Origin of the sequence: Vandammella animalimorsus (assembly GCF_002285285.1) — a bacterium.
GTDB lineage: Bacteria > Pseudomonadota > Gammaproteobacteria > Burkholderiales > Burkholderiaceae_C > Lampropedia > Lampropedia animalimorsus.
The window spans coordinates 135,639-154,383 of the sequence record NZ_NSJF01000004.1 but is presented as its reverse complement, the minus strand read 5'-3'; the positions used below and the strand labels follow the sequence as shown (position 1 = coordinate 154,383).

The 18,745-nt window shown below is 62.2% G+C and carries 15 protein-coding genes and 1 CRISPR repeat array (1 of these 16 running past the window's edge); of the genes, 7 read left to right on the top strand and 8 right to left on the bottom strand.

Features of this window, described 5'->3' with window-relative positions; translation table 11 throughout:
* A CRISPR array of direct repeats spans positions 1–2,053; the repeat unit is 36 nt; unit sequence GTTCCGGTCAGAGCACAAATCCCAGTGATCTAAAAT (it extends 281 nt beyond the left edge of the window).
* A gap of 70 nt (positions 2,054–2,123) precedes the next feature.
* From cas2 to CK620_RS08970, 4 genes are all read right to left on the bottom strand, one after another.
* On the bottom strand, positions 2,124–2,450 hold the full coding sequence (gene cas2, locus CK620_RS08985) for a CRISPR-associated endonuclease Cas2 (RefSeq protein WP_179290611.1): 327 nt from the start codon (positions 2,448–2,450) through the stop codon (positions 2,124–2,126).
* A gap of 9 nt (positions 2,451–2,459) precedes the next feature.
* Complete coding sequence (cas1, locus tag CK620_RS08980) at positions 2,460–3,389, bottom strand: type II CRISPR-associated endonuclease Cas1 (protein WP_095550020.1); 930 nt, start codon at positions 3,387–3,389, stop codon at positions 2,460–2,462.
* A gap of 14 nt (positions 3,390–3,403) precedes the next feature.
* Complete coding sequence (gene cas9, locus CK620_RS08975; RefSeq protein ID WP_238946079.1) at positions 3,404–6,541, bottom strand: type II CRISPR RNA-guided endonuclease Cas9; 3,138 nt, start codon at positions 6,539–6,541, stop codon at positions 3,404–3,406.
* Positions 6,542–7,240: 699 nt separating this feature from the next.
* Positions 7,241–8,134: a methyltransferase domain-containing protein gene (locus tag CK620_RS08970; RefSeq protein WP_095550124.1), complete on the bottom strand. Its 894-nt coding sequence runs from the start codon at positions 8,132–8,134 to the stop codon at positions 7,241–7,243.
* Positions 8,135–8,274: 140 nt separating this feature from the next.
* Between CK620_RS08970 and CK620_RS08965 the strand changes: the two genes are divergently transcribed.
* Complete coding sequence (locus CK620_RS08965; protein WP_143326019.1) at positions 8,275–9,096, top strand: ComF family protein; 822 nt, start codon at positions 8,275–8,277, stop codon at positions 9,094–9,096.
* 42 nt (positions 9,097–9,138) lie between these two features.
* On the opposite strand, the gene minE is transcribed toward CK620_RS08965, so the two are convergent.
* The 3 genes from minE to minC all read right to left on the bottom strand — a co-directional run bounded on the left by minE (position 9,139) and on the right by minC (position 11,162).
* Positions 9,139–9,423 carry a cell division topological specificity factor MinE gene (minE, locus tag CK620_RS08960; RefSeq protein ID WP_095539828.1) on the bottom strand — a complete coding sequence of 95 codons (285 nt, stop codon included), beginning with the start codon at positions 9,421–9,423 and terminating at the stop codon, positions 9,139–9,141.
* 3 nt (positions 9,424–9,426) lie between these two features.
* The gene (gene minD, locus CK620_RS08955) at positions 9,427–10,242 is read right to left on the bottom strand and encodes a septum site-determining protein MinD (RefSeq protein ID WP_095550123.1); all 816 of its coding nucleotides are present in this window, start codon (positions 10,240–10,242) and stop codon (positions 9,427–9,429) included.
* 146 nt (positions 10,243–10,388) lie between these two features.
* Complete coding sequence (gene minC / locus CK620_RS08950; protein ID WP_095539827.1) at positions 10,389–11,162, bottom strand: septum site-determining protein MinC; 774 nt, start codon at positions 11,160–11,162, stop codon at positions 10,389–10,391.
* Between the two features lie 353 nt (positions 11,163–11,515).
* Here minC and CK620_RS08945 point away from each other — a divergent pair, with 353 nt between their 5' ends.
* From CK620_RS08945 to CK620_RS08930, 4 genes are all read left to right on the top strand, one after another.
* A complete protein-coding gene (locus CK620_RS08945; protein WP_095550017.1) occupies positions 11,516–11,815 on the top strand; it encodes an FmdB family zinc ribbon protein in 300 nt (99 codons plus the stop codon).
* Between the two features lie 66 nt (positions 11,816–11,881).
* The gene (gene aspS / locus CK620_RS08940) at positions 11,882–13,675 is read left to right on the top strand and encodes an aspartate--tRNA ligase (protein ID WP_095550016.1); all 1,794 of its coding nucleotides are present in this window, start codon (positions 11,882–11,884) and stop codon (positions 13,673–13,675) included.
* A gap of 54 nt (positions 13,676–13,729) precedes the next feature.
* Positions 13,730–14,371 (top strand): dephospho-CoA kinase, encoded by a 642-nt coding sequence (gene coaE, locus CK620_RS08935; protein WP_095550015.1) that lies wholly within the window; start codon positions 13,730–13,732, stop codon positions 14,369–14,371.
* A gap of 32 nt (positions 14,372–14,403) precedes the next feature.
* Entirely contained in the window at positions 14,404–15,684 is a 1,281-nt protein-coding gene (locus CK620_RS08930; RefSeq protein WP_095550014.1) for an FAD-dependent monooxygenase, read from the top strand.
* A gap of 8 nt (positions 15,685–15,692) precedes the next feature.
* Here the strand turns inward: CK620_RS08930 and trxA are convergent, their stop codons facing one another.
* Entirely contained in the window at positions 15,693–16,601 is a 909-nt protein-coding gene (gene trxA, locus CK620_RS08925; RefSeq protein WP_095550013.1) for a thioredoxin, read from the bottom strand.
* 288 nt (positions 16,602–16,889) lie between these two features.
* On the opposite strand from trxA, the gene purE reads away from it, so the two are divergent.
* Positions 16,890–17,393 (top strand): 5-(carboxyamino)imidazole ribonucleotide mutase, encoded by a 504-nt coding sequence (purE, locus tag CK620_RS08920; protein ID WP_095542932.1) that lies wholly within the window; start codon positions 16,890–16,892, stop codon positions 17,391–17,393.
* A 100-nt stretch (positions 17,394–17,493) separates the two neighbouring features.
* Positions 17,494–18,744, top strand: a complete 1,251-nt coding sequence (locus CK620_RS08915) for a 5-(carboxyamino)imidazole ribonucleotide synthase (RefSeq protein WP_095550012.1) — start codon at positions 17,494–17,496, stop codon at positions 18,742–18,744.
* Position 18,745: the final 1 nt, after the last annotated feature.

Genomic DNA, 18,745 nt, shown 5'->3' with positions numbered 1-18,745 from the left:
AATCCCAGTGATCTAAAATACCATCCAATCCGCGCCCTGCGCGTGCCATGTTCCGGTCAGAGCACAAATCCCAGTGATCTAAAATGGACGATATATGCGGCACGCGCCTATTCGAGTTCCGGTCAGAGCACAAATCCCAGTGATCTAAAATGAAATCAGGTTCTGTTGGACTGTCGTATCGGTTCCGGTCAGAGCACAAATCCCAGTGATCTAAAATGTGAGCAGTTCTTCCTGTACGAAGCCGACGGTTCCGGTCAGAGCACAAATCCCAGTGATCTAAAATCAAATGATTTTCAGTCTGTCCTGCACGGCAGTTCCGGTCAGAGCACAAATCCCAGTGATCTAAAATGGTGCAGCCGGGCGATCTGCACATGCTCAGGTTCCGGTCAGAGCACAAATCCCAGTGATCTAAAATGGCTGTGCGCTTCAGCAGTTCAGCGCCGATGTTCCGGTCAGAGCACAAATCCCAGTGATCTAAAATTCCCTTTCTGGGCCATGTACGCTTTTCCTGGTTCCGGTCAGAGCACAAATCCCAGTGATCTAAAATGCAGGTGATGCAGGTGATGCAGGTGATGCAGGTGATGCAGGTGATGCAGGTGATGCAGGTGATGCAGGTGATGCACCAATGTTACGTTCCGGTCAGAGCACAAATCCCAGTGATCTAAAATAATCAGGATCTCAAGCTCGCCCAGCGCGGCGTTCCGGTCAGAGCACAAATCCCAGTGATCTAAAATCGCGGCACCAGCCTTGTAGTAATACATGGTGTTCCGGTCAGAGCACAAATCCCAGTGATCTAAAATAAGCTTGCTTATTTGTCTGCCGCCTAGGCGGTTCCGGTCAGAGCACAAATCCCAGTGATCTAAAATTTACGAACAGACATAGTAGTCACTCCAGGCGTTCCGGTCAGAGCACAAATCCCAGTGATCTAAAATCACCGGACTAACACGGCCAGCATCTGGGGCGTTCCGGTCAGAGCACAAATCCCAGTGATCTAAAATGAGTGTGGTTTGCTTCCAAACCTGGCTGGTGTTCCGGTCAGAGCACAAATCCCAGTGATCTAAAATGCAAGCGCCTTGTAAGTTGTTTCGCCCAGAGTTCCGGTCAGAGCACAAATCCCAGTGATCTAAAATTTGAACTTCATCATAGATAATCACAGAGCCGTTCCGGTCAGAGCACAAATCCCAGTGATCTAAAATTCCGACTACCCTCGTGAGACGGCTTCTGTTGTTCCGGTCAGAGCACAAATCCCAGTGATCTAAAATGACAATTCATAGCTCACCATACCGAGCGCAGTTCCGGTCAGAGCACAAATCCCAGTGATCTAAAATGCCCATGCTAACATACTCAATCCCGCTCATGTTCCGGTCAGAGCACAAATCCCAGTGATCTAAAATGACAGGTAGATTGTTATTGACTTTGGGAAAGTTCCGGTCAGAGCACAAATCCCAGTGATCTAAAATGCCTGCTTCTTTGCTGCCGATGTAGAGGCTGTTCCGGTCAGAGCACAAATCCCAGTGATCTAAAATCCCATGCTCACACACTCAATCCCGCGCATGTTCCGGTCAGAGCACAAATCCCAGTGATCTAAAATTTGTGGTTGGCATTGTCCGAGTAGAATTCGGTTCCGGTCAGAGCACAAATCCCAGTGATCTAAAATTGTCAGGCCTTCTTCCCCTAGGCAGCCTGGGTTCCGGTCAGAGCACAAATCCCAGTGATCTAAAATTTTGATGGGGTACTTGCATTTGCCTGGTGAGTTCCGGTCAGAGCACAAATCCCAGTGATCTAAAATGTGGCGGGCGATGAATGCACGTACCCATGCGTTCCGGTCAGAGCACAAATCCCAGTGATCTAAAATCTTTCTGCTATCGGCGAGCAGCCTTCACGTGTTCCGGTCAGAGCACAAATCCCAGTGATCTAAAATCGCAGCCATTTCCAGATGGCCGCGGCAATAGTTCCGGTCAGAGCACAAATCCCAGTGATCTAAAATAGATCGAAACGGCCATTGTAGTAAACCGCAGTTCCGGTCAGAGCACAAATCCCAGTGATCTAAAATCCCTCTGCAGTAACTCCTTGTTCTACAAGGAGTTTTCTGCTTTTGGGGGGGATGAGAACCATGCTTCAAGCTAGAAAAGAGTGAACTGCTCGGGTGCTTTCAACGGCGGCTGCTTGGCTCTTCCGTGAAAGGTCAGGATCCGCTCGTACTGCTTGTCGGTGAACTGCAGCACGTGGACTTTACCGCCTGAAGGCAGCACAGCTTCGACTCTTTTGGCGTAAGTTTCCAATTGAGTCTGACTGGTGCAAAAGCGCAGATAGACGCTGAGCTGGCTCATCTCGAAGCCCATGTCGAGCAGCGATTTGCGGAAGTCGGTGGCAGCCTTGCGCTCGGCTTTGGTCAGCACGGGCAGGTCGAACATCACCAGCATCCACATCAGTCGGTATCCTGAAAGCATGGCATTGCGTCATTCCTGGTCCAGACCTTTGGCCAGAGCGAGCGGCAAGCCTGGCAGCGGCAGTTCCAACTTGTCGCGTTCGCCCAGATACACCTGGGCCAGCGAGACGGCCAGTTTCTGCATGCAGACCATCACCGGGGTGACGCCGGCACGGCTTTGCATGTCGTCGTAAAGCGTGTGCACCAAGGCGCGTTTGGCTGCGGGCGTGACCTGTTCTTCACCGGCGCGCTGCAATTGCCAGACTTTCAGGTCGATGACTGGGCGGAAGGGTTCCATCAGGTCATCCACCAGTCGCATGGCATTGCCATCATTGCTGTGGTGCAGGCCGATGCTGGGATGCAGGCCGGCGGCCACCACGGCGCGGGCGGTGGCCGAGCGCAGGATGGTGTAGCCGTAGTTGAGCAGGGCGTTGAGGCCGCCGGCGTTTTGGTCGCGACGGAAGTCCTTGCCGAACAGCAAGCCCCAGTAGCGCCGCGCGCCTTGGCCTTCGACGTTTTCCGGATCACCGCTTTTGACCTTGCGCACCAATGCAGTCAAGGGTGCAGTGGGTGCGCCTGCGGCCTCCAGTGCGGCGGCTTGTTGTTCCAGTTTGGATTTGACGATGGCCGCCCACAGCCGCTTGTGCGTGGGCAGGCTGGCGGCGATTTGCGCTTCGATGCGCTTGGCCTGTACGTGATGGCCGTCCAGCGTCAGCAGCATGCCCACGGCATTGTGGTTGGCCGCGCACAGCACGAAGGGCGCGCCGCGCTCGGCCAGGGCCACCAGGAGGTTGTTGGTGTAGCTGATGCCGTGGGCATTGGCGATGACGGCGGCGATGTCGTCCAGTGGCACCTGCCCCAGTTCTTTGCGCTCGCCTGCAGTGTCGCGCACCACCATGAAGCCGCGGTTGACGAATAGGTGCCGCCGGTCGTCTGCGATTTCGACAATGCGGCCAATCATGTCACGCCCCTTGCTCAGCCCTTGAAGCCGGGGTCGCGCAACTCGCCGATGGGCGAGATGGTGACGCGGCGGGCTTTGGCCTGCTGGAAAGATCCAGCCATTTTCGAGACATAGGAGAACGGATTGTTCTTGTCCCGGTTTCTGGCATCCACATTGGCTTCGTGCAGTGGCGCCATGAATACTTGCCCATTACTGCCGATCTTCACCACACGCATTGTTTCCTCTCGCCCATCCAGTTCCAGGCGCACGCAATCATCAATCATCAAGCGCATGATTAAGGCTTTCCCGTTCTGCGCCAGTCCAGGATGCCGCAAGCGCGCCACCCCATGTTTGCGCACGATTTGATAGGCGCGGAAAGTCGAGATCACTTCGCCCTCCCATTTGCCTTTGTCATTGCACGTGATTTCGATGCAGTAGTTGCTGCCGCCGACATAGCCTTTGTAGGGCAAAGGCTGGCCTTCGGCGTCCAGGCCGTGGCGCTCGGGCTGGGTTGGCTCGCTGATGCGGATCAGGTTGCTGACTTCGCGCCCTTGGCTGCCATCGGCCTTGCGCCGCTGCTTGATGCGCCCATCCTTGCTGATGCCGTAGGAAGTTTCTTCCATCATGCCGCCCTCATGCCCATGGTCGGGGCGGTGGCTGACCCAGATGTTTTTCACGGCGCGTGCCGCGTGTTCGCGATACGTAGGCCAAGGAGGCTCGAAGTCCTGAGCCAACTTGTGGCGCCCCTGCATCTTGGGCAGTTCGCTGGCGTTGGCAAAGCGTTGCAAGAGTGCTTGGTCGGTAACGCCGATCACGCAGGCGTCCACAGCATGGTGGCGATGGTCGTCGCGGTTCTTTTTGCCATCGAGCCCCAGTACGTCATTCAAGCCCAGATGCCGACGCAGCATGCCCGTGAGCTGCCCCGGAATCACCCGCACTCCGCCAGGGCAGATCAGTTTGAGATATTCCTTGGCCACGCGTGAGAGGTACCGCGTGTCATTCAGCGCGCGTGCCAGAAAGCCTTTGTCCTCGCCCAGCCAACGTTCGTAGCCATCCTCGGCAAAACGGTAGCGCTTGGCGCGGGGCATGCGTTCGGCGCGTTGCAGCATGCCTTCGTATGACCAACCCTGCGCCTCGAAGTCCTGCCGCGCCTGCCAGGGCGTGCGGTTGCGCTTGATGCGGTTGGCCTGGCGCATTGCCACGGTCTTGTTGTTCAGGCTGTCGTCCAGGGTTTGTGAAAACGGCAGGATGTGTTCGATCTCCACCTCGTCACTGAGCAACATGGCTGCGCTGATTTGCACGCCGCTGTAGGGGCAGCGGCGGTCAGTAGGCGTAAAGCTCAGCTCTTCCCAGAGGATCCATTTCTGGATGTCGGCGTCTTTGACACGTTCCGGGGAAATTTCTCTACCCTGCTGGCCGAAGGCATCTGAAATTTCCTTGCGAATTCTTTGCCTGCGCTCCTGGTTTTCATTCTGGCGTTTTTGAGTTTCCAGCTTCTGCTCGCGGCTTTGTTTCAAGTCACGTGCCAGCTCTACCACGATTTCGGTGGGGTGGCCATAGCGGCGAATCAGGTCATTGACCACGCGCCGCAGCTGGTTCAGGCCGATGTGCACCGTGGGGTTGGCGATCTTGCCGTAGCGCTTTTCTTCCGGGTCTTGGGGCTTGCCACTGCCAAAGGCCACATGACGTTGCAGGGCTCGACCGTAATAGGGCAGTTGCTTGAAAGTCAGCACAGCCTTGATCTCGCCTGTGGATGCGATGACGCGCTCGCCAATTTGCGTCACCTCGTCATCATCATGCTCAAAGCCAAAGCCCAGATCGCTGTGATGTGCAAAACCCGCAGCTTGCACGGCCCTGTCGTAGGTGATGACCTCGGCCCGTAGCGCGGGCACGATGCGCGCCAGTGCCTTGCGACACAGGCTGCCGTAGCCTTCAGGCAAGCCGGTGTTGGCAATGGCCGTGGCGCGTGCCTCATCCACGCCGGTGTTTTCGATCAGCCATTGCACCAGTTCGGCTTCGCTTTCTTCCGTGACCAAGCGCAGCACGATGTCGTCCTGCAAGGCTTCGTCAAATTCGCGCCACGCAGCGCCGAACAGTTCCTTTTTCGACAGTGCCGCCGTGGTGGCATTGCCCTTGAGTTCACGGCGCTTGGCATCTTCCAAATTGAATTGCACGGCATCACCCAAGTCGAGTGTTCTGCGCATGGCCTGGAATGTGACTTTTCCCCTGTCCTCCAGCAAGGCCACGATGGCATCGCGCTGATCCAGCCTCAATGCTTCTTCACGCAGGTCCGGGTGCAGGATTCGCAGGTGATTCACCTCTTGCAGGATGCGAAAGCGCTGCGTACTGGGCAGGGCCAGCGGGGCGCGCTCTTCTTCCGGCAGCAAAGTGCAGCGCCCCGGCTTGACCGGGCGCAACGGGCGTTGATGCAGCAGGGTGTCGCGCAGTTCGGCCCGTGCTTGCTCGTTGAACAGTACGGGGTTGAAGGCCGCCTGCACGGCCCACAGCGCATCGAACTCATCGGCCACCATCTGGCGGTCGATATAGAGGTCGTAGCTTTTGTCGATCTTGCCCTTGCCTGTCTCGGTGGCGATGCGTGTTTCCCGGTAGCGGGCACGCGTGCCTTGGCCGGCTTGCAGGCGTTGCCACAACCATTCGCCTACCGTGCGGGCGTTTTCGTTTTGCAGTTGCTGGCGCAGTTGGCTGATGGCGGTTTTGAGGGCGCCGCTGTCGTTGTCTTTCTTGTCGGTCTTGCGGTTGCTCTTGAAGCCCCGGCGCTGGTTGATGTGGAACAGCGCGCGGGCGAACTCACCCGGCGTCAGCGCGCGCTGCAAGCCCTCGGCGCGCAACTGGTAGGGATTGAGCGCCTCCAATGCCTTGCGTGCGGCTTCGTCCTGTGGGAAGAAGCCATGCGCAATCAGCTTGTCCAGCATGCGCGCCTTGCGCTTGAGCAGGCGGTCGCGACGGCGGCGCATGGAGCGGGCGGTACGGCGAGTCACGGCCAGAGAGGAGCCATCCTTTGGGTTTCGGCCATCGCTGAAGATGCGCACGCCGGCCTTGATGATGGCAGTAGGCTCGTTTTCGGCATTCAAGCGCAGAATGGCCCATCCCAGCGAGGTGGATCCCAGATCCAAAGCCAGTCGGTAACGAATGATGTTTCTTTTTCTTGACACGAAACCAGCCCCTTTCCACACATTCATGCATTGATGGATGCTGTGCGGCATCCATGTTTGTCATCAGGGGCGGCTCGAAGGCCCTCTCTACTTGCTGTAGCCCCTCTTTGCTGTTTTATGACCTCAGGTTAAGTGCCTCTCAGAAGCCCTTCGCAGGCTATCCGCGAGACACTGTTTGCGCGCAATTTAACATTTTGTGGCTTGTGTGCGTGGAGTTCTTGAATTGGGGATTACGCCACCAGTGCATTGCCAGTGTTGGGGTGCGTGACCAAATAATTGCGCATGGATATGTAGAGGCAGAGCGGATGGGGTTACAATTGCCGCCACTAGTTCACTGGGATTTGTGCTCTGGCCGCTAACAAGCTGATGCTTTTGTAGCTAGATGCAAAAAATGGAAAGCCGGGCATGCCCGGCTTTAGGCTTTTCTGGCCCCAAGATTTGCCAATACCCGACGTGGTTGTCCCTGGCTGGCGGTTGTTGGCAGCCCAATTGTGAACAGAGCCTGCGCCGTGCGGTCTGGCTGTATTGCAGCTCAGAACCTGTTCAAAGCCTCGGCGCGAGTGAGCAAGAAGCGGTTTGGGATGGGATACAAGCAGCAAAACGAAGTCCTACCCCAGTGGCCCGGCGAGGCATTTGCAATGCCAGACCACCGCACCAATCGGCTTGATTGCCTGTCGTACAGAGACTTTGCACAGGCGCTCAAGTTTCGCGGCGGTGTTTTTGCAGGGTTTGGCGCATGTCTGCCAGGCTGATGTGGGTTTGGGCGGCCACGGGCATGGTGGGGGCGGCCTTGATGGCGTGGCCGTAGACGATTTCAAATGTCAGCCCGATGCGGCCTTGCGCGTCGGCCAGGCTGTGCAGGGCTTGGTGCCATTGCGCCAGCCATTGGCGCCCGCGCAGTGCGGCAAAGCGTTGTGGGTGCAGGTTGCGGCCCAGTTCGCGCAGCTCTTGCAGCAGGCGCTCGGTGCTGGTGTATTGCAGCTCGATGCATTCCATGTCCATGACGGGCTCGGTAAAGCCGTTGGCCACCAGCATGTCGCCCAGGTCGTGCATGTCGGTGAATTGCTGCGCAGGTGGTGGCCAGCCCAGTTGCTGGTACAGGCTGCGCAGTTGCCGCAGGGTGTCGGGCCCAAGGCAGGAGAACAGCACCATGCCATCGGGCTTGAGCCATTGCGCCCAGCGGCGCAGTACGGCGGGGGGCTGGGCTTGCTGGTGCAGGGCCATGTTGGCCCAGAGCATGTCCAGGCTTTGCGGCGCAGGCTCTTGCAGGTGCACGGCGGCGCGGCCGGCCCAGCGGGCCCAGCGCGGTGTGCGCCAGCGTTGGGCTGCCACGCGTTGCTGCTCGGGCTGTTGCTGCACGATCCAGCAGCTGCTTTTGGGGTAGCGCTGCACGATCAGGTCGTGGGTTTGCATGCCGCCACGCACGGGTTCCCAGTCACACCAGGTCTGTGGTGCGCGAGCCATCCAGGCCAGGCGCTCTTGCATGCGCCTGCCGACTTCTTCGTGCAGCCAGGGGCTGGCTGCCGGCGCGTGGGCTTGCCAGCGCGCCAGTGCGGTGGGGTCCAGGGTGGGGGGCGTGTCGGTGGGCGGCATGTGGTCGGTGGGCGGTGCAGCCAGCGCGCGAGTATAGGTGGTGCGGGCTGCCATGGCATGATGGGGCGCGATAGCAGGCCGTGCCTGGGCTTGCCAGCGCGGGTGGTCCAGGCAGGGTTGCCAATGTCCAGGAGCCTGCCATGCCTTTGCATTTGTTGCGTTTTGACTTGCTGGCCGCCCGTTGTCTGCCGGCGCAGTGCCCGCTGTGCCGGCGCTGGCCGGTGTGGCATGGGCCGGCGGGCCTGTGCGCCGATTGCCTGGCGCGCCATGGGCTGCAGGCGCCGCGTTGCACGCGCTGTGCCTTGCCATTTTCGGCCCCTGTGGATGGGGGGCGGGAACACGACGAAGGGTGGGGTGATGAGGCGCAGAGCAGGGCGCTGCCTTGGTCTGCCCTGGTCTGCGGCGCTTGTATGGTGCGGCCCGGCCCGTTGCAGCATTGCGTGGCGGCGGTGGACTACGCCTACCCTTGGCAGCAGCTCATTGCCCAGTTCAAGTACTACGCTGCGCCGGCCTGGGCGCATGGCTTTTCGCAGCTGCTGCTGCGGCAGCCGGGCAGTGCGGCATTGCTGCATGGCGCCGATGCCATCGTGGCCGTGCCGCTGGCTGCGGCGCGCTTGCGCCAGCGCGGCTACAACCAGGCCTGGGAGCTGGCGCGCGCACTGGCTGCGCAAACGGGGCAGGCGCACAAGCTGCGCCAGGATGTGGTGCTGCGCCACGGCATGCAGGCGCAGCAGGCTGGCATGGGGCGGCAGGCGCGCTGGCGCAATCTGCGCCGGGCCTTTGCAGTGCAGCAGCCCGGCCCGTGCTTGCAAGGGCAGCACGTGCTGCTGGTCGATGACGTGATGACCACGGGCGCTACGTTGTGGGCGCTGGCCCGGGTGCTACAGCGTGATGCGGGTGTGGCGGCGGTCTCCGCCATGGTGTTTGCCCGCACGCCATTGCCCGCCGGGCAGGGCGCGTGAGCAGGTGCCGCGCTCGCCTGGGCGGCGGACAGAAAGCTGGATTTATTGGCCGCCGGGCTTGGCGCGCAGTTCCGACTCCGGCATCTCGATCTTGACTTCCAGCACTTCCAGGTTGTCTTGCCGGTCGAGGTTGACCTTGATGTCGTTGGGGTGGATCTGGATGTATTTGGAGATCACCTGCACCAGGTCTTTTTGCAGGTCGTTGAGGAAGTCCGGCTTGCTGGTGGTGCGGTCGCTGCGTTCGTGCGCGAGGATGATTTGCAGGCGCTCCTTGGCCACGGAGGCGGTTTTTTTCTTCCCGCCAAAGAGCATGTCGATCAAGGCCATGGCTTACCTCCCGCCGAAGATGCGCTTGAGAAAACCGCCTTTCTGGGCATCGACAAAGCGCAGCGGCCGCTGCTCACCGAGGAAGCGGGCGATCACGTCCTGATAAGCCTCGGCCACGTCCGAGCCCTTCATGTGCACGGCAGGCAGGCCCTGGTTGGAGGCCTGCAGCACGGTCTCGGATTCGGGGATGACGCCGATGAGCGGGATGCGCAGGATTTCCTGGATGTCGGTCAGCGACAGCATCTGACCGCCCTCCACACGATTGGGGTTGTAGCGCGTGATGAGCAAATGCTCCTTGACGGGCTCCTTGCCATCAATGGCGCGCTTGGTCTTGGACGAGAGCATGCCCAGGATGCGGTCGGAGTCGCGCACCGAGGAGACTTCCGGGTTGGTCACGACCAGGGCCTCATCGGCAAACTTCATCGCCAGCAGCGCGCCGCTTTCAATGCCGGCGGGCGAGTCGCAGATGATGTACTCGAAACCCATGCCGGCCAGGTCATTGAGCACTTTTTCCACGCCTTCCTCGGTCAGCGCGTCCTTGTCGCGCGTTTGCGAGGCGGCCAGGATGTAGAGGTTTTCCAGCTGCTTGTCCTTGATCAGCGCTTGATTCAGGTTGGCCTCGCCCTGGATGACGTTGATCAGGTCGTAGACCACGCGGCGCTCGGCGCCCATGATCAGGTCCAGATTGCGCAGCCCCACGTCGAAATCGATCACTGCCGTTTTGTGCCCGCGCATGGCCAGGCCCGATGAGAAGCTGGCACTGGTGGTGGTTTTACCGACCCCGCCTTTTCCGGAAGTGACGACGATGATTTTGGCCATGGAATGCATCCTGTGAAAGTTACGGTTCTGGTCGCACCCGGCCCGGTGGCTGCGGGGCGGAGCGGGTCAAAGTGTGCGTATTCTGCCTTGGTGTGCGTGGCGCTTGGCGCCTGTCATGAGCTGGCGGTGTTTCAGAGTGTCATTGCTCAGCCTTTGCCCAGCGGCTCGATGAGCAGGCGCTCGCCATCGAGGCGCACCTGCGCCGGGCGGCCGGCGACTTCTGGCGGCAAGTCGTTTTCCGCCGTGCGGTAAATGCCGGCTACCGAAACCAGCTGCGCCTCCAGGCACAGGGTCAGGATGCGGGCATTGGGGTTGCCGCGCGCACCGGCGATGGCGCGGCCGCGCAGCGGCGCATACACGTGCACATGGCCGTCGGCGATCACCTCGGCGCCGAAGTTCACGGCCGTCATGACGATCAGATCCGCGCCTCGGGCATAGACCTGCTGGCCCGAGCGCAAGGGTTTGTCGATCAGCACCGTCTCGCTGGCGGGCGCCTCGCGCACCACCTCCACCTCACGCACCACTTCGCGGATTTCCACCGAGGGCGGCGCGGGCTCGGGGGCGGCGCGCTGCGGCGGGGCGTCGGGCGCTACGGACAGGCCGGCGGCGCGCGCAAACTCGATCTGCACCGCGTTGCCGCCCCGCACCGCCACGGGCGTGGTCTTGAGGCTGCGCAATGTGCCCATCAGCCCGCGGAAGTCGATGGCGCCAGGGTCGTCGCGCACGGCGCTCAGATCGATGATGACGGCGTCGTTGTCGAAGAAATCCGGCTCGTCGGCAAAGCGCTCGGCCAGCGCCTTGCGGATGGCGTAGGTGTCCGTGGACTTGAGCAGCAACGCCACCACGGGCAGCGTGGCGCTCTTGAGTTCAAAAGGCACCTTGGCGCCGGCAGGCGCTGGGGCGGGGTTTTGGCTGGGCATCGGTGTCCATCCAGAAAGAGAAGGGGCTGAGCGCCTGCTCACAATCCCTGCACAGCGGGCAATCCAGCGGATTCGGGCGGTCTACGGCGCCCGTAAAAACTTGCTGCCCAACCCGACCTGGGGCGAGCGCTGTGTGCGGCAATTTTGAAGACAGGCTCTGACAAAGCCTGCGAGTTTAACTGCTTAACTGCCAGGCCCGACAGGGCGGCAGCCGCGCCCGGCGGCCTGCCTGGCAGGCGCTTTGCGGGCGCCGCCCAGGCGCTGGGCGCGGCTTTTATAATCAGCGGTTTTTTCTGCAGACAGGCCATGGGCTGACCATGGGCCTTTTTCTGGATTTTTCATCGCGCTGTTGTATGCCGATCTACGCCTACCTGTGCGGCCAATGCGGCTTTCGCAAAGATGTGTTGCAAAAGCTCTCTGATGCGCCGCTGACGCTGTGCCCGCACTGCGGCGCCCAGGCCTTTGCCAAGCAGCTGTCTGCGCCGAGCTTTCAGCTCAAGGGCACGGGCTGGTACGCCACGGATTTCAAAAACAGCGGCAAGCCGCCCAGCCCAGCGCCCAGCAGCGGCGATGCCGCGCCCGCAGCCGCCTCGACCGATGCCGGCAGCGGTGGCGGCAGCCCGGCCGCGCCAGCCGCACCGGCTGCCGCCTGAGTGGCGCTTTCTTTTTCTTGCACCAGAACAACCCCGGCTGAAACCAGCCAGAAACGGACATTTTTTATGGCAATGCGCACCGAATACTGCGGCCTGGTCACCGAAGCCCTGACTGGCCAGACTGTGACCCTGTGCGGCTGGGTCAACCGCCGCCGCGACCATGGCGGCGTGATCTTCATCGACCTGCGCGACCGCGAAGGCTATGTGCAGGTGGTGTGCGATCCCGATCGCCCCGAGATGTTCGCCGCCGCCGAAACGGTGCGCAATGAGTTCTGCCTGCAAATCACCGGCCTGGTGCGCGCGCGCCCCGAAGGCACGAGCAACGACAACCTCAAAAGCGGCCGGGTCGAAGTGCTGTGCCATGAGCTCAAAGTGCTCAACCCCTCGGTCACGCCGCCGTTCCAGATGGACGACGACAGCCTGTCCGAAACCACGCGCCTGACGCACCGCGTGATGGACCTGCGCCGCCCCTACATGCAGAAGAACCTGATGCTGCGCTACCGCGTCAGCATGGCGGTGCGCCAGTTCCTGGATGCGCACGGCTTCATCGACATCGAAACGCCCATGCTGGGCAAGAGCACGCCCGAAGGCGCGCGCGACTACCTCGTGCCCAGCCGCGTGCACGACGGCCAGTTCTACGCCCTGCCGCAATCGCCCCAGCTCTACAAGCAAATGCTGATGGTGGCCGGTTACGACCGCTACTACCAGATCACCAAGTGCTTCCGCGACGAGGACTTGCGCGCCGACCGCCAGCCCGAGTTCACGCAGATCGATATCGAAACATCCTTCCTCACCGAGCAGGACATCCGCGAGCTGTTCCAGCGCATGATTTGCGAGGTGTTTGCCAAGACCATGGACGTGGATCTGGGCGAATTCCCTGTCATGACCTTTGCCGAGGCCATGCGCCTGTACGGCTCGGACAAGCCCGATCTGCGCGTCAAGCTGGCCTTTACCGACCTCAAGGACGTGATGGCCGATGTGGAGTTCAAAGTCTTCTCCGGTCCGGCCACCATGCCCGGCGGGCGCGTTGTGGCGCTGCGCGTGCCCGGCGGCGGCGCCATGCCGCGCAGCGAGATCGACGCCTACACCGAGTTCGTCAAGATCTACGGCGCCAAGGGCCTGGCCTGGATCAAGGTCAACGACATCGCCAAGGGCCGCGACGGCCTGCAATCGCCCATCGTCAAGAACCTGCACGACAAGGCCATTGCCGAGCTGCTGGCGCGCACCGGCGCGCAGGATGGGGACTTGATCTTCTTCGGCGCGGACAAGGAAAAAATCGTCAACGACGCCATGGGCGCGCTGCGCGTGAAGATTGGCCACAGCGAATTCGGCAAGGCCAATGGCCTGTTCGAAGACCGCTGGGCACCGCTGTGGGTGGTGGACTTCCCCATGTTCGAGTACGACGAGGAAGACAAGCGCTGGGTGGCCATGCACCACCCCTTCACCAGCCCCAAGGACGGCCACGAGGAATTGCTCGCCACCGACCCCGGCCAGTGCGTGGCCAAGGCCTACGACATGGTGCTCAACGGCTGGGAGCTGGGCGGCGGCTCGGTGCGTATCCACCGCGCCGACGTGCAAAGCAAGGTGTTCAGCGCCCTTAACATCGGTGAGGAAGAAGCGCGCGCCAAGTTCGGCTACCTGCTTGATGCGCTGCAATACGGCGCGCCGCCGCACGGCGGCCTGGCCTTTGGCCTGGATCGCCTCATCACCCTGATGACGCGCGCCGAATCCATCCGCGATGTGATCGCCTTCCCCAAGACCCAGCGCGCCCAGGACTTGCTCACCCAGGCCCCCTCCGCGGTGGACGAAAAGCAATTGCGCGAGCTGCACATTCGCCTGCGCAACCCGCAGCCGCAGTGATGCGGCCCGCGCCCGCAGCCACGGCCCAACGCTGAACCGCACCGCCTGTTTGCCATGCATTGCGAGCCAGACAGCAAACCGCCACGCCTGATTGGCCTGAGCGGCGGCATTGGCAGTGGCAAAAGCACGGTGGCGGCTTTGTGGCAGGAGCTGTTTCGCGTGCCCGTGGCCGATGCCGACGGTATTTCGCGCCAGCTGACGCAGCCCGGCGGCGCGGCTGTGGCCGCCATCGCGCAGCACTTCGGTACTGAATACGTCAGCGCAGACGGCGCTATGGACAGGGCCAGGATGCGCCAGCGCGTGTTTGCCGATGCGCAGGCCAAAAAGGCGCTGGAAGCCATTTTGCATCCCTTGATTTTTCAGGCCTTGCAGGATTTGGTGCAGCAAGCGCAGGCGCGCCGGCAGACGGCCATCGTGCTGGACATCCCCTTGTTGGTGGAATCCGCGCACTGGCGCCCGCGGCTGGACGCAGTGGTCATCGTCGATTGCAGCGCCGAGCTGCAACTGCAGCGCGTCATGCAGCGCTCGCAATTGCCGGCGCAAGAAGTGCAGCGCATCCTTGGCCAGCAGGCGCCGCGCCGCACCAAGCTGGCCGCGGCCGATCTGGTGATTGCCAATGGCGACATCACCCTGGCGCAACTGCGCGCGCAGGCCCAGCGCGCTGGAGCCTTGCTGCAGCTTGAGCAGCGCCGGTAGCGCGCGCTTTTCTCTTCAAAAATCAGGAACACATGCAGGCCACATCACAGGCACTGGTAGCGGGCGGCGGCATTGCGGGCCTGAGTGCGGCCATCGTGCTGGCCGAACAAGGCTTTGCCACCACATTGATCGAGCAAACCCCCCAGTTCGTTGAAGTGGGCGCGGGCCTGCAAATCGGCCCGAATGCCTGGCGCTGCCTGCGCGCTTGGGGGTTGGAGCGGGATGTATTGGCCGTCTCCAGCCTGCCCCATGCCATGGTTGCCAAAAACCTGCATACAGGCGCCGTTCTGGGCACGCTGCCGCTGGGTTTGAGCTCGGAGCAGCGCTATGGCGCCCCCTATGCCACTGTGCTGCGGGCCGATTTGCTCAATTGCCTGGCGCAGCGCGCCAGGCAGACCGAGCGCCTGACGCTGCGCATGGCCGGCCAGGTACAGGCCATTGACAGCCACTGCGCTGGGCAGGCTGTTTCCCTGCGCATGGCGGGCGCCGATGGTGTGACGCAGCAGCTTCAAGGTGAGCTGCTGTTGATCGCCGATGGCGCTGGCGGCCGATTGCGCCAGCAAACAAATGTGGAGGCAGCACAAGAGCCGCTGTCTCGCTCAGGCTACACCGCCTATCGCGGCATCATCCGTCAATCTGCGCTGCCGCATTGCCTGAGAAGCCAGCAGGTCAGCGCCTGGCTGGGCAAGTACCTGCATGCGGTGACTTATCCCTTGCGGGGCAACGACTGGCTCAATGTGGTCTTGATTGCCAACGACACGGCGTTGGCGCACAGCACGAGGCGCGGCAGTGCAGATATCCAGGCGGTGCTGGGCAGCATTGAGCGGCATGGCCCGTTGGCCAAAGATCTGAAAGATACGATTCTGGCCATCGAGGCCCACGGCATGAACACGCTGGGCTATCGCTGGACGGAATGGCCGCTGCGCATCCGCCGGCCCGTGCCGTCACCCCGGGCCCTGGCATCGGGCCGCATGGCCTTGCTGGGCGATGCGGCCCATCCCATGGTGCCGTTCCTGGCCCAGGGCGCAGCCATGGCGATCGAAGATGCCCAGCAGCTGGGGCAATGCCTGCAAGGGCTGCAGGCCGACGCGCCGGCCCAGGCCATCCCTGCAGCGTTGGCCCAATGGGCCCGGCTGCGAGCCGGGCGCGTGGCCAAGGTGCAAAAACAGGCGTTGCGCAATGGCCGGATCTTCCATGCGCAAGGCTTGGTGCGCCATGGGCGCGATGCCGCCCTCAGGCTGATGGGCGCTTATCTGATGGACAAGCCCTGGCTGTTCGCCGGCGGGCCCGTGCCCAAATCAGAGAAGGCTTGAGCAGGCGCTCAACTCAGCACCACGCTGGAGAGACGGCGGCGGTAGCTGGCCACGGTGGGGTCCTCGGGCGGGATCTGTCCTTCGGCCACGGCCGGCTTGGGCGGCTCGATCAAATCCAGGATGGCCACATAGGTCTTGCGAGCCAGACCGTCGTTCCATTGGCGATCGCGCATCAGGATTTCCAGCAGCTCATCCATGGCGGCCGTCCATTGGTTGTGCGCCAACAGGATTTGTGCGCGCTGGTGGCGGGCCTCGAAGTTGCGCTTGTCAGCGGCAATGGTCGCGTCCAGTTCCTTGAGTCGGGCATTGGCGTCGCCTGCGCGGTGCGCGGCGTCGAGGGCGTCCATCCAGGTCTTGAGCGCGCCATAGCGCTGTGAAGTCCCGGCCTGCGCAATGACGGGCGCAAAGGCCACCTTGGCTTCGTCTTCCAGGCCCATTTCCAGCAGCAGCTTGACGTAATCGAAGCGTGCGGCCTCGTCCTCGGGCTTGTCCTGCACGGCCTGCTGCAGCTTGTCCAGGCGGGTTTGCAGGTCTTCCTCCACGGCCGGCTCGGCCGCCAGCGCCGCGCCCTCGTCCTCGATGGCCGGAGCGCCTTCGGGCAGATGCTTGTCCAGGAAGGCGCGCACCTGCGCCTCGGGCAGAGCGCCCATGAAGCCATCGACCGGCTGGCCTTGCACCATCAACACGCAGGTGGGAATGCTGCGCACACCGAACATGCCGGCGAGCTGCTGCTCTTGATCGGAGTCGATCTTGGCCAGCTTGAAGCGGCCATGGTAGGCCGTCTCCAGTTTCTCCAGCACTGGCCCCAGCGAGCGACAAGGACCGCACCAAGGGGCCCAGAAGTCCACCAGCACGGGCGTGTGCATGGAGGCCTCGATGACCTCGGCCTCAAAGTTTTCGATCGTGACGTCCATCATGCAAACCTCGTTCGATTCAGAATCAGCGCGCGAGTGTAAGGGATGCCCCTAGAGCGTGTTATGCACTTTTCGGCCATTCCCGCCAATAGGGCCTGTGCTCAAAAATCCTCGCGCTGTGTTCATCCCCAGATAGGGGCGGCCCGCTGAGTTACAACACGTGGCAATCGCATGGGCGATTGGTTGCGTTTTGCGCTTTGCAGCCCGTCCCGACCTGGGGATGAGCGCGATTCGCGGTGAGTTTGAGGACACGCTCTAGAATCGCGCGTTTTGTTTCATGGACACGACGGCATGACGCAGGCGCACATCCAGGTGGGCGTGGTCATGGGCTCCAGCAGCGACTGGGAGACCATGCAGCACGCAGTTTCGATTCTTCAGGAGTTCTCCATCGCGCACGAGGCGCGGGTGGTTTCGGCGCATCGCATGCCCGATGACATGTTCGCCTACGCCGAGGCGGCCGAGCAGCGCGGCCTGCAGGCCATCATCGCCGGCGCGGGCGGCGCAGCGCACCTGCCCGGGATGTTGGCGGCCAAAACCATCGTGCCCGTGCTGGGCGTGCCCGTGGCCAGCCGCCATCTGCAGGGGGTGGATTCGCTGCACAGCATTGTGCAAATGCCCAAGGGCGTGCCGGTGGCCACCTTTGCCATTGGCGCTGCGGGCGCGGCCAATGCGGCGCTGTTTGCCGTGGCCATGCTGGCGCGGCACAATCGGTCGCTGGCCCAGCAGCTGCAGCAGTGGCGCGCGGCCCAGACCGAGCTGGCGCGCGGCATGGCATTGCCGCCTGCCACTGCCTGATATCCCTTGAGGCGGCAGCGCTGGTTCAAATCAATCCCCCAGGCCCTAGCGGCCAGCAGCCACACCGAATCGATCAACCTCACCAAAGAAGGCCTCTTTCATGCATGAGCCGCTGTCCATCCAGCCGCCGCTGTACGAACCCATTGCGCCCGGCGCCACCCTGGGGGTGATGGGCGCCGGCCAGCTGGGGCGCATGTTTGTGCATGCGGCCCAGGCCATGGGCTATGCCACGGTGGTGCTCGATCCGCAGCCGGGCAGCTCGGCCGGGCAGGCCAGTGAGCGGCAAATCGTCTGCGCCTATGACGATCCGCGCGGCCTGGCCGATCTGGCCAAGTCGGCGGCAGCCATCAGCACCGAATTCGAAAACGTACCGGCGCATGCTCTGACCGCCTTGGCCAAGCTCAACCGCGTCGTGCCGCCGCCCGTGGCCGTGGCCATCGCCCAGGATCGGGCGGCCGAGAAAATCCACTTCCAGCACCATGGCGTGCCGGTGGCGCCGTTTGCCGTGATCGATTCGCCGCAATCGCTGATTGCGGCTGCGCCCACGCTGTTTCCGGGCATTCTGAAAACGGCCCGCCTGGGCTACGACGGCAAAGGCCAGGTGGCCGTGGCCCATGCGCAGGAGCTGGAGGCCGCCTGGCATGCGCTGGGCCGCGTGCCTTGCGTGCTGGAAAAGCGCCTGGAGCTCGATTACGAATGCTCGGTGATCCTGGCGCGCGGCTTCGACGGGGCCATGGTGCATCTGCCCGTGCAGCGCAACATCCATCACAACGGCATTCTGGCCACCACGTTGGTGCTGCCGGGCACTATCGACGCTGTCGTGCAGGACAAGGCCTTGCAGGCGGCCCAGGCCATTGCCGTGGCCACCGAATACGTGGGCGTGCTGTGCGTGGAGTTCTTTGTGCTCAAGGACGGCAGCGTCGTTGCCAATGAAATGGCGCCACGGCCGCACAACAGTGGGCACTACAGCATCGACGCCTGCGACGTGTCGCAGTTCGAGCTGCAGGTGCGCACCATGGCCGGCTTGCCGCTGACCATGCCGCAGCAGCACAGCCCGGCCATCATGCTCAATCTGCTGGGCGATCTGTGGTTTCCGGCTGGCGAGGATGAGCCCGTCACGCCCGATTGGCCTGCCATTCTGGGCCTGCCTGGCGTGCACCTGCACCTGTACGGCAAGTCGCAGCCGCGCCCTGGGCGCAAGATGGGCCATGTCACCATCACCGCGCGCGGTACGGAAGCCGCCCTGCAGACTGCCGCTGAAGTGGCCGCAGCGCTGGGCCTGCCTAGTGATTTCGGCAGCCAGGCGCGCGCGCCCAGCCGCCACCCCTTTCTTGCCGCGCGCAGCGCCTGAG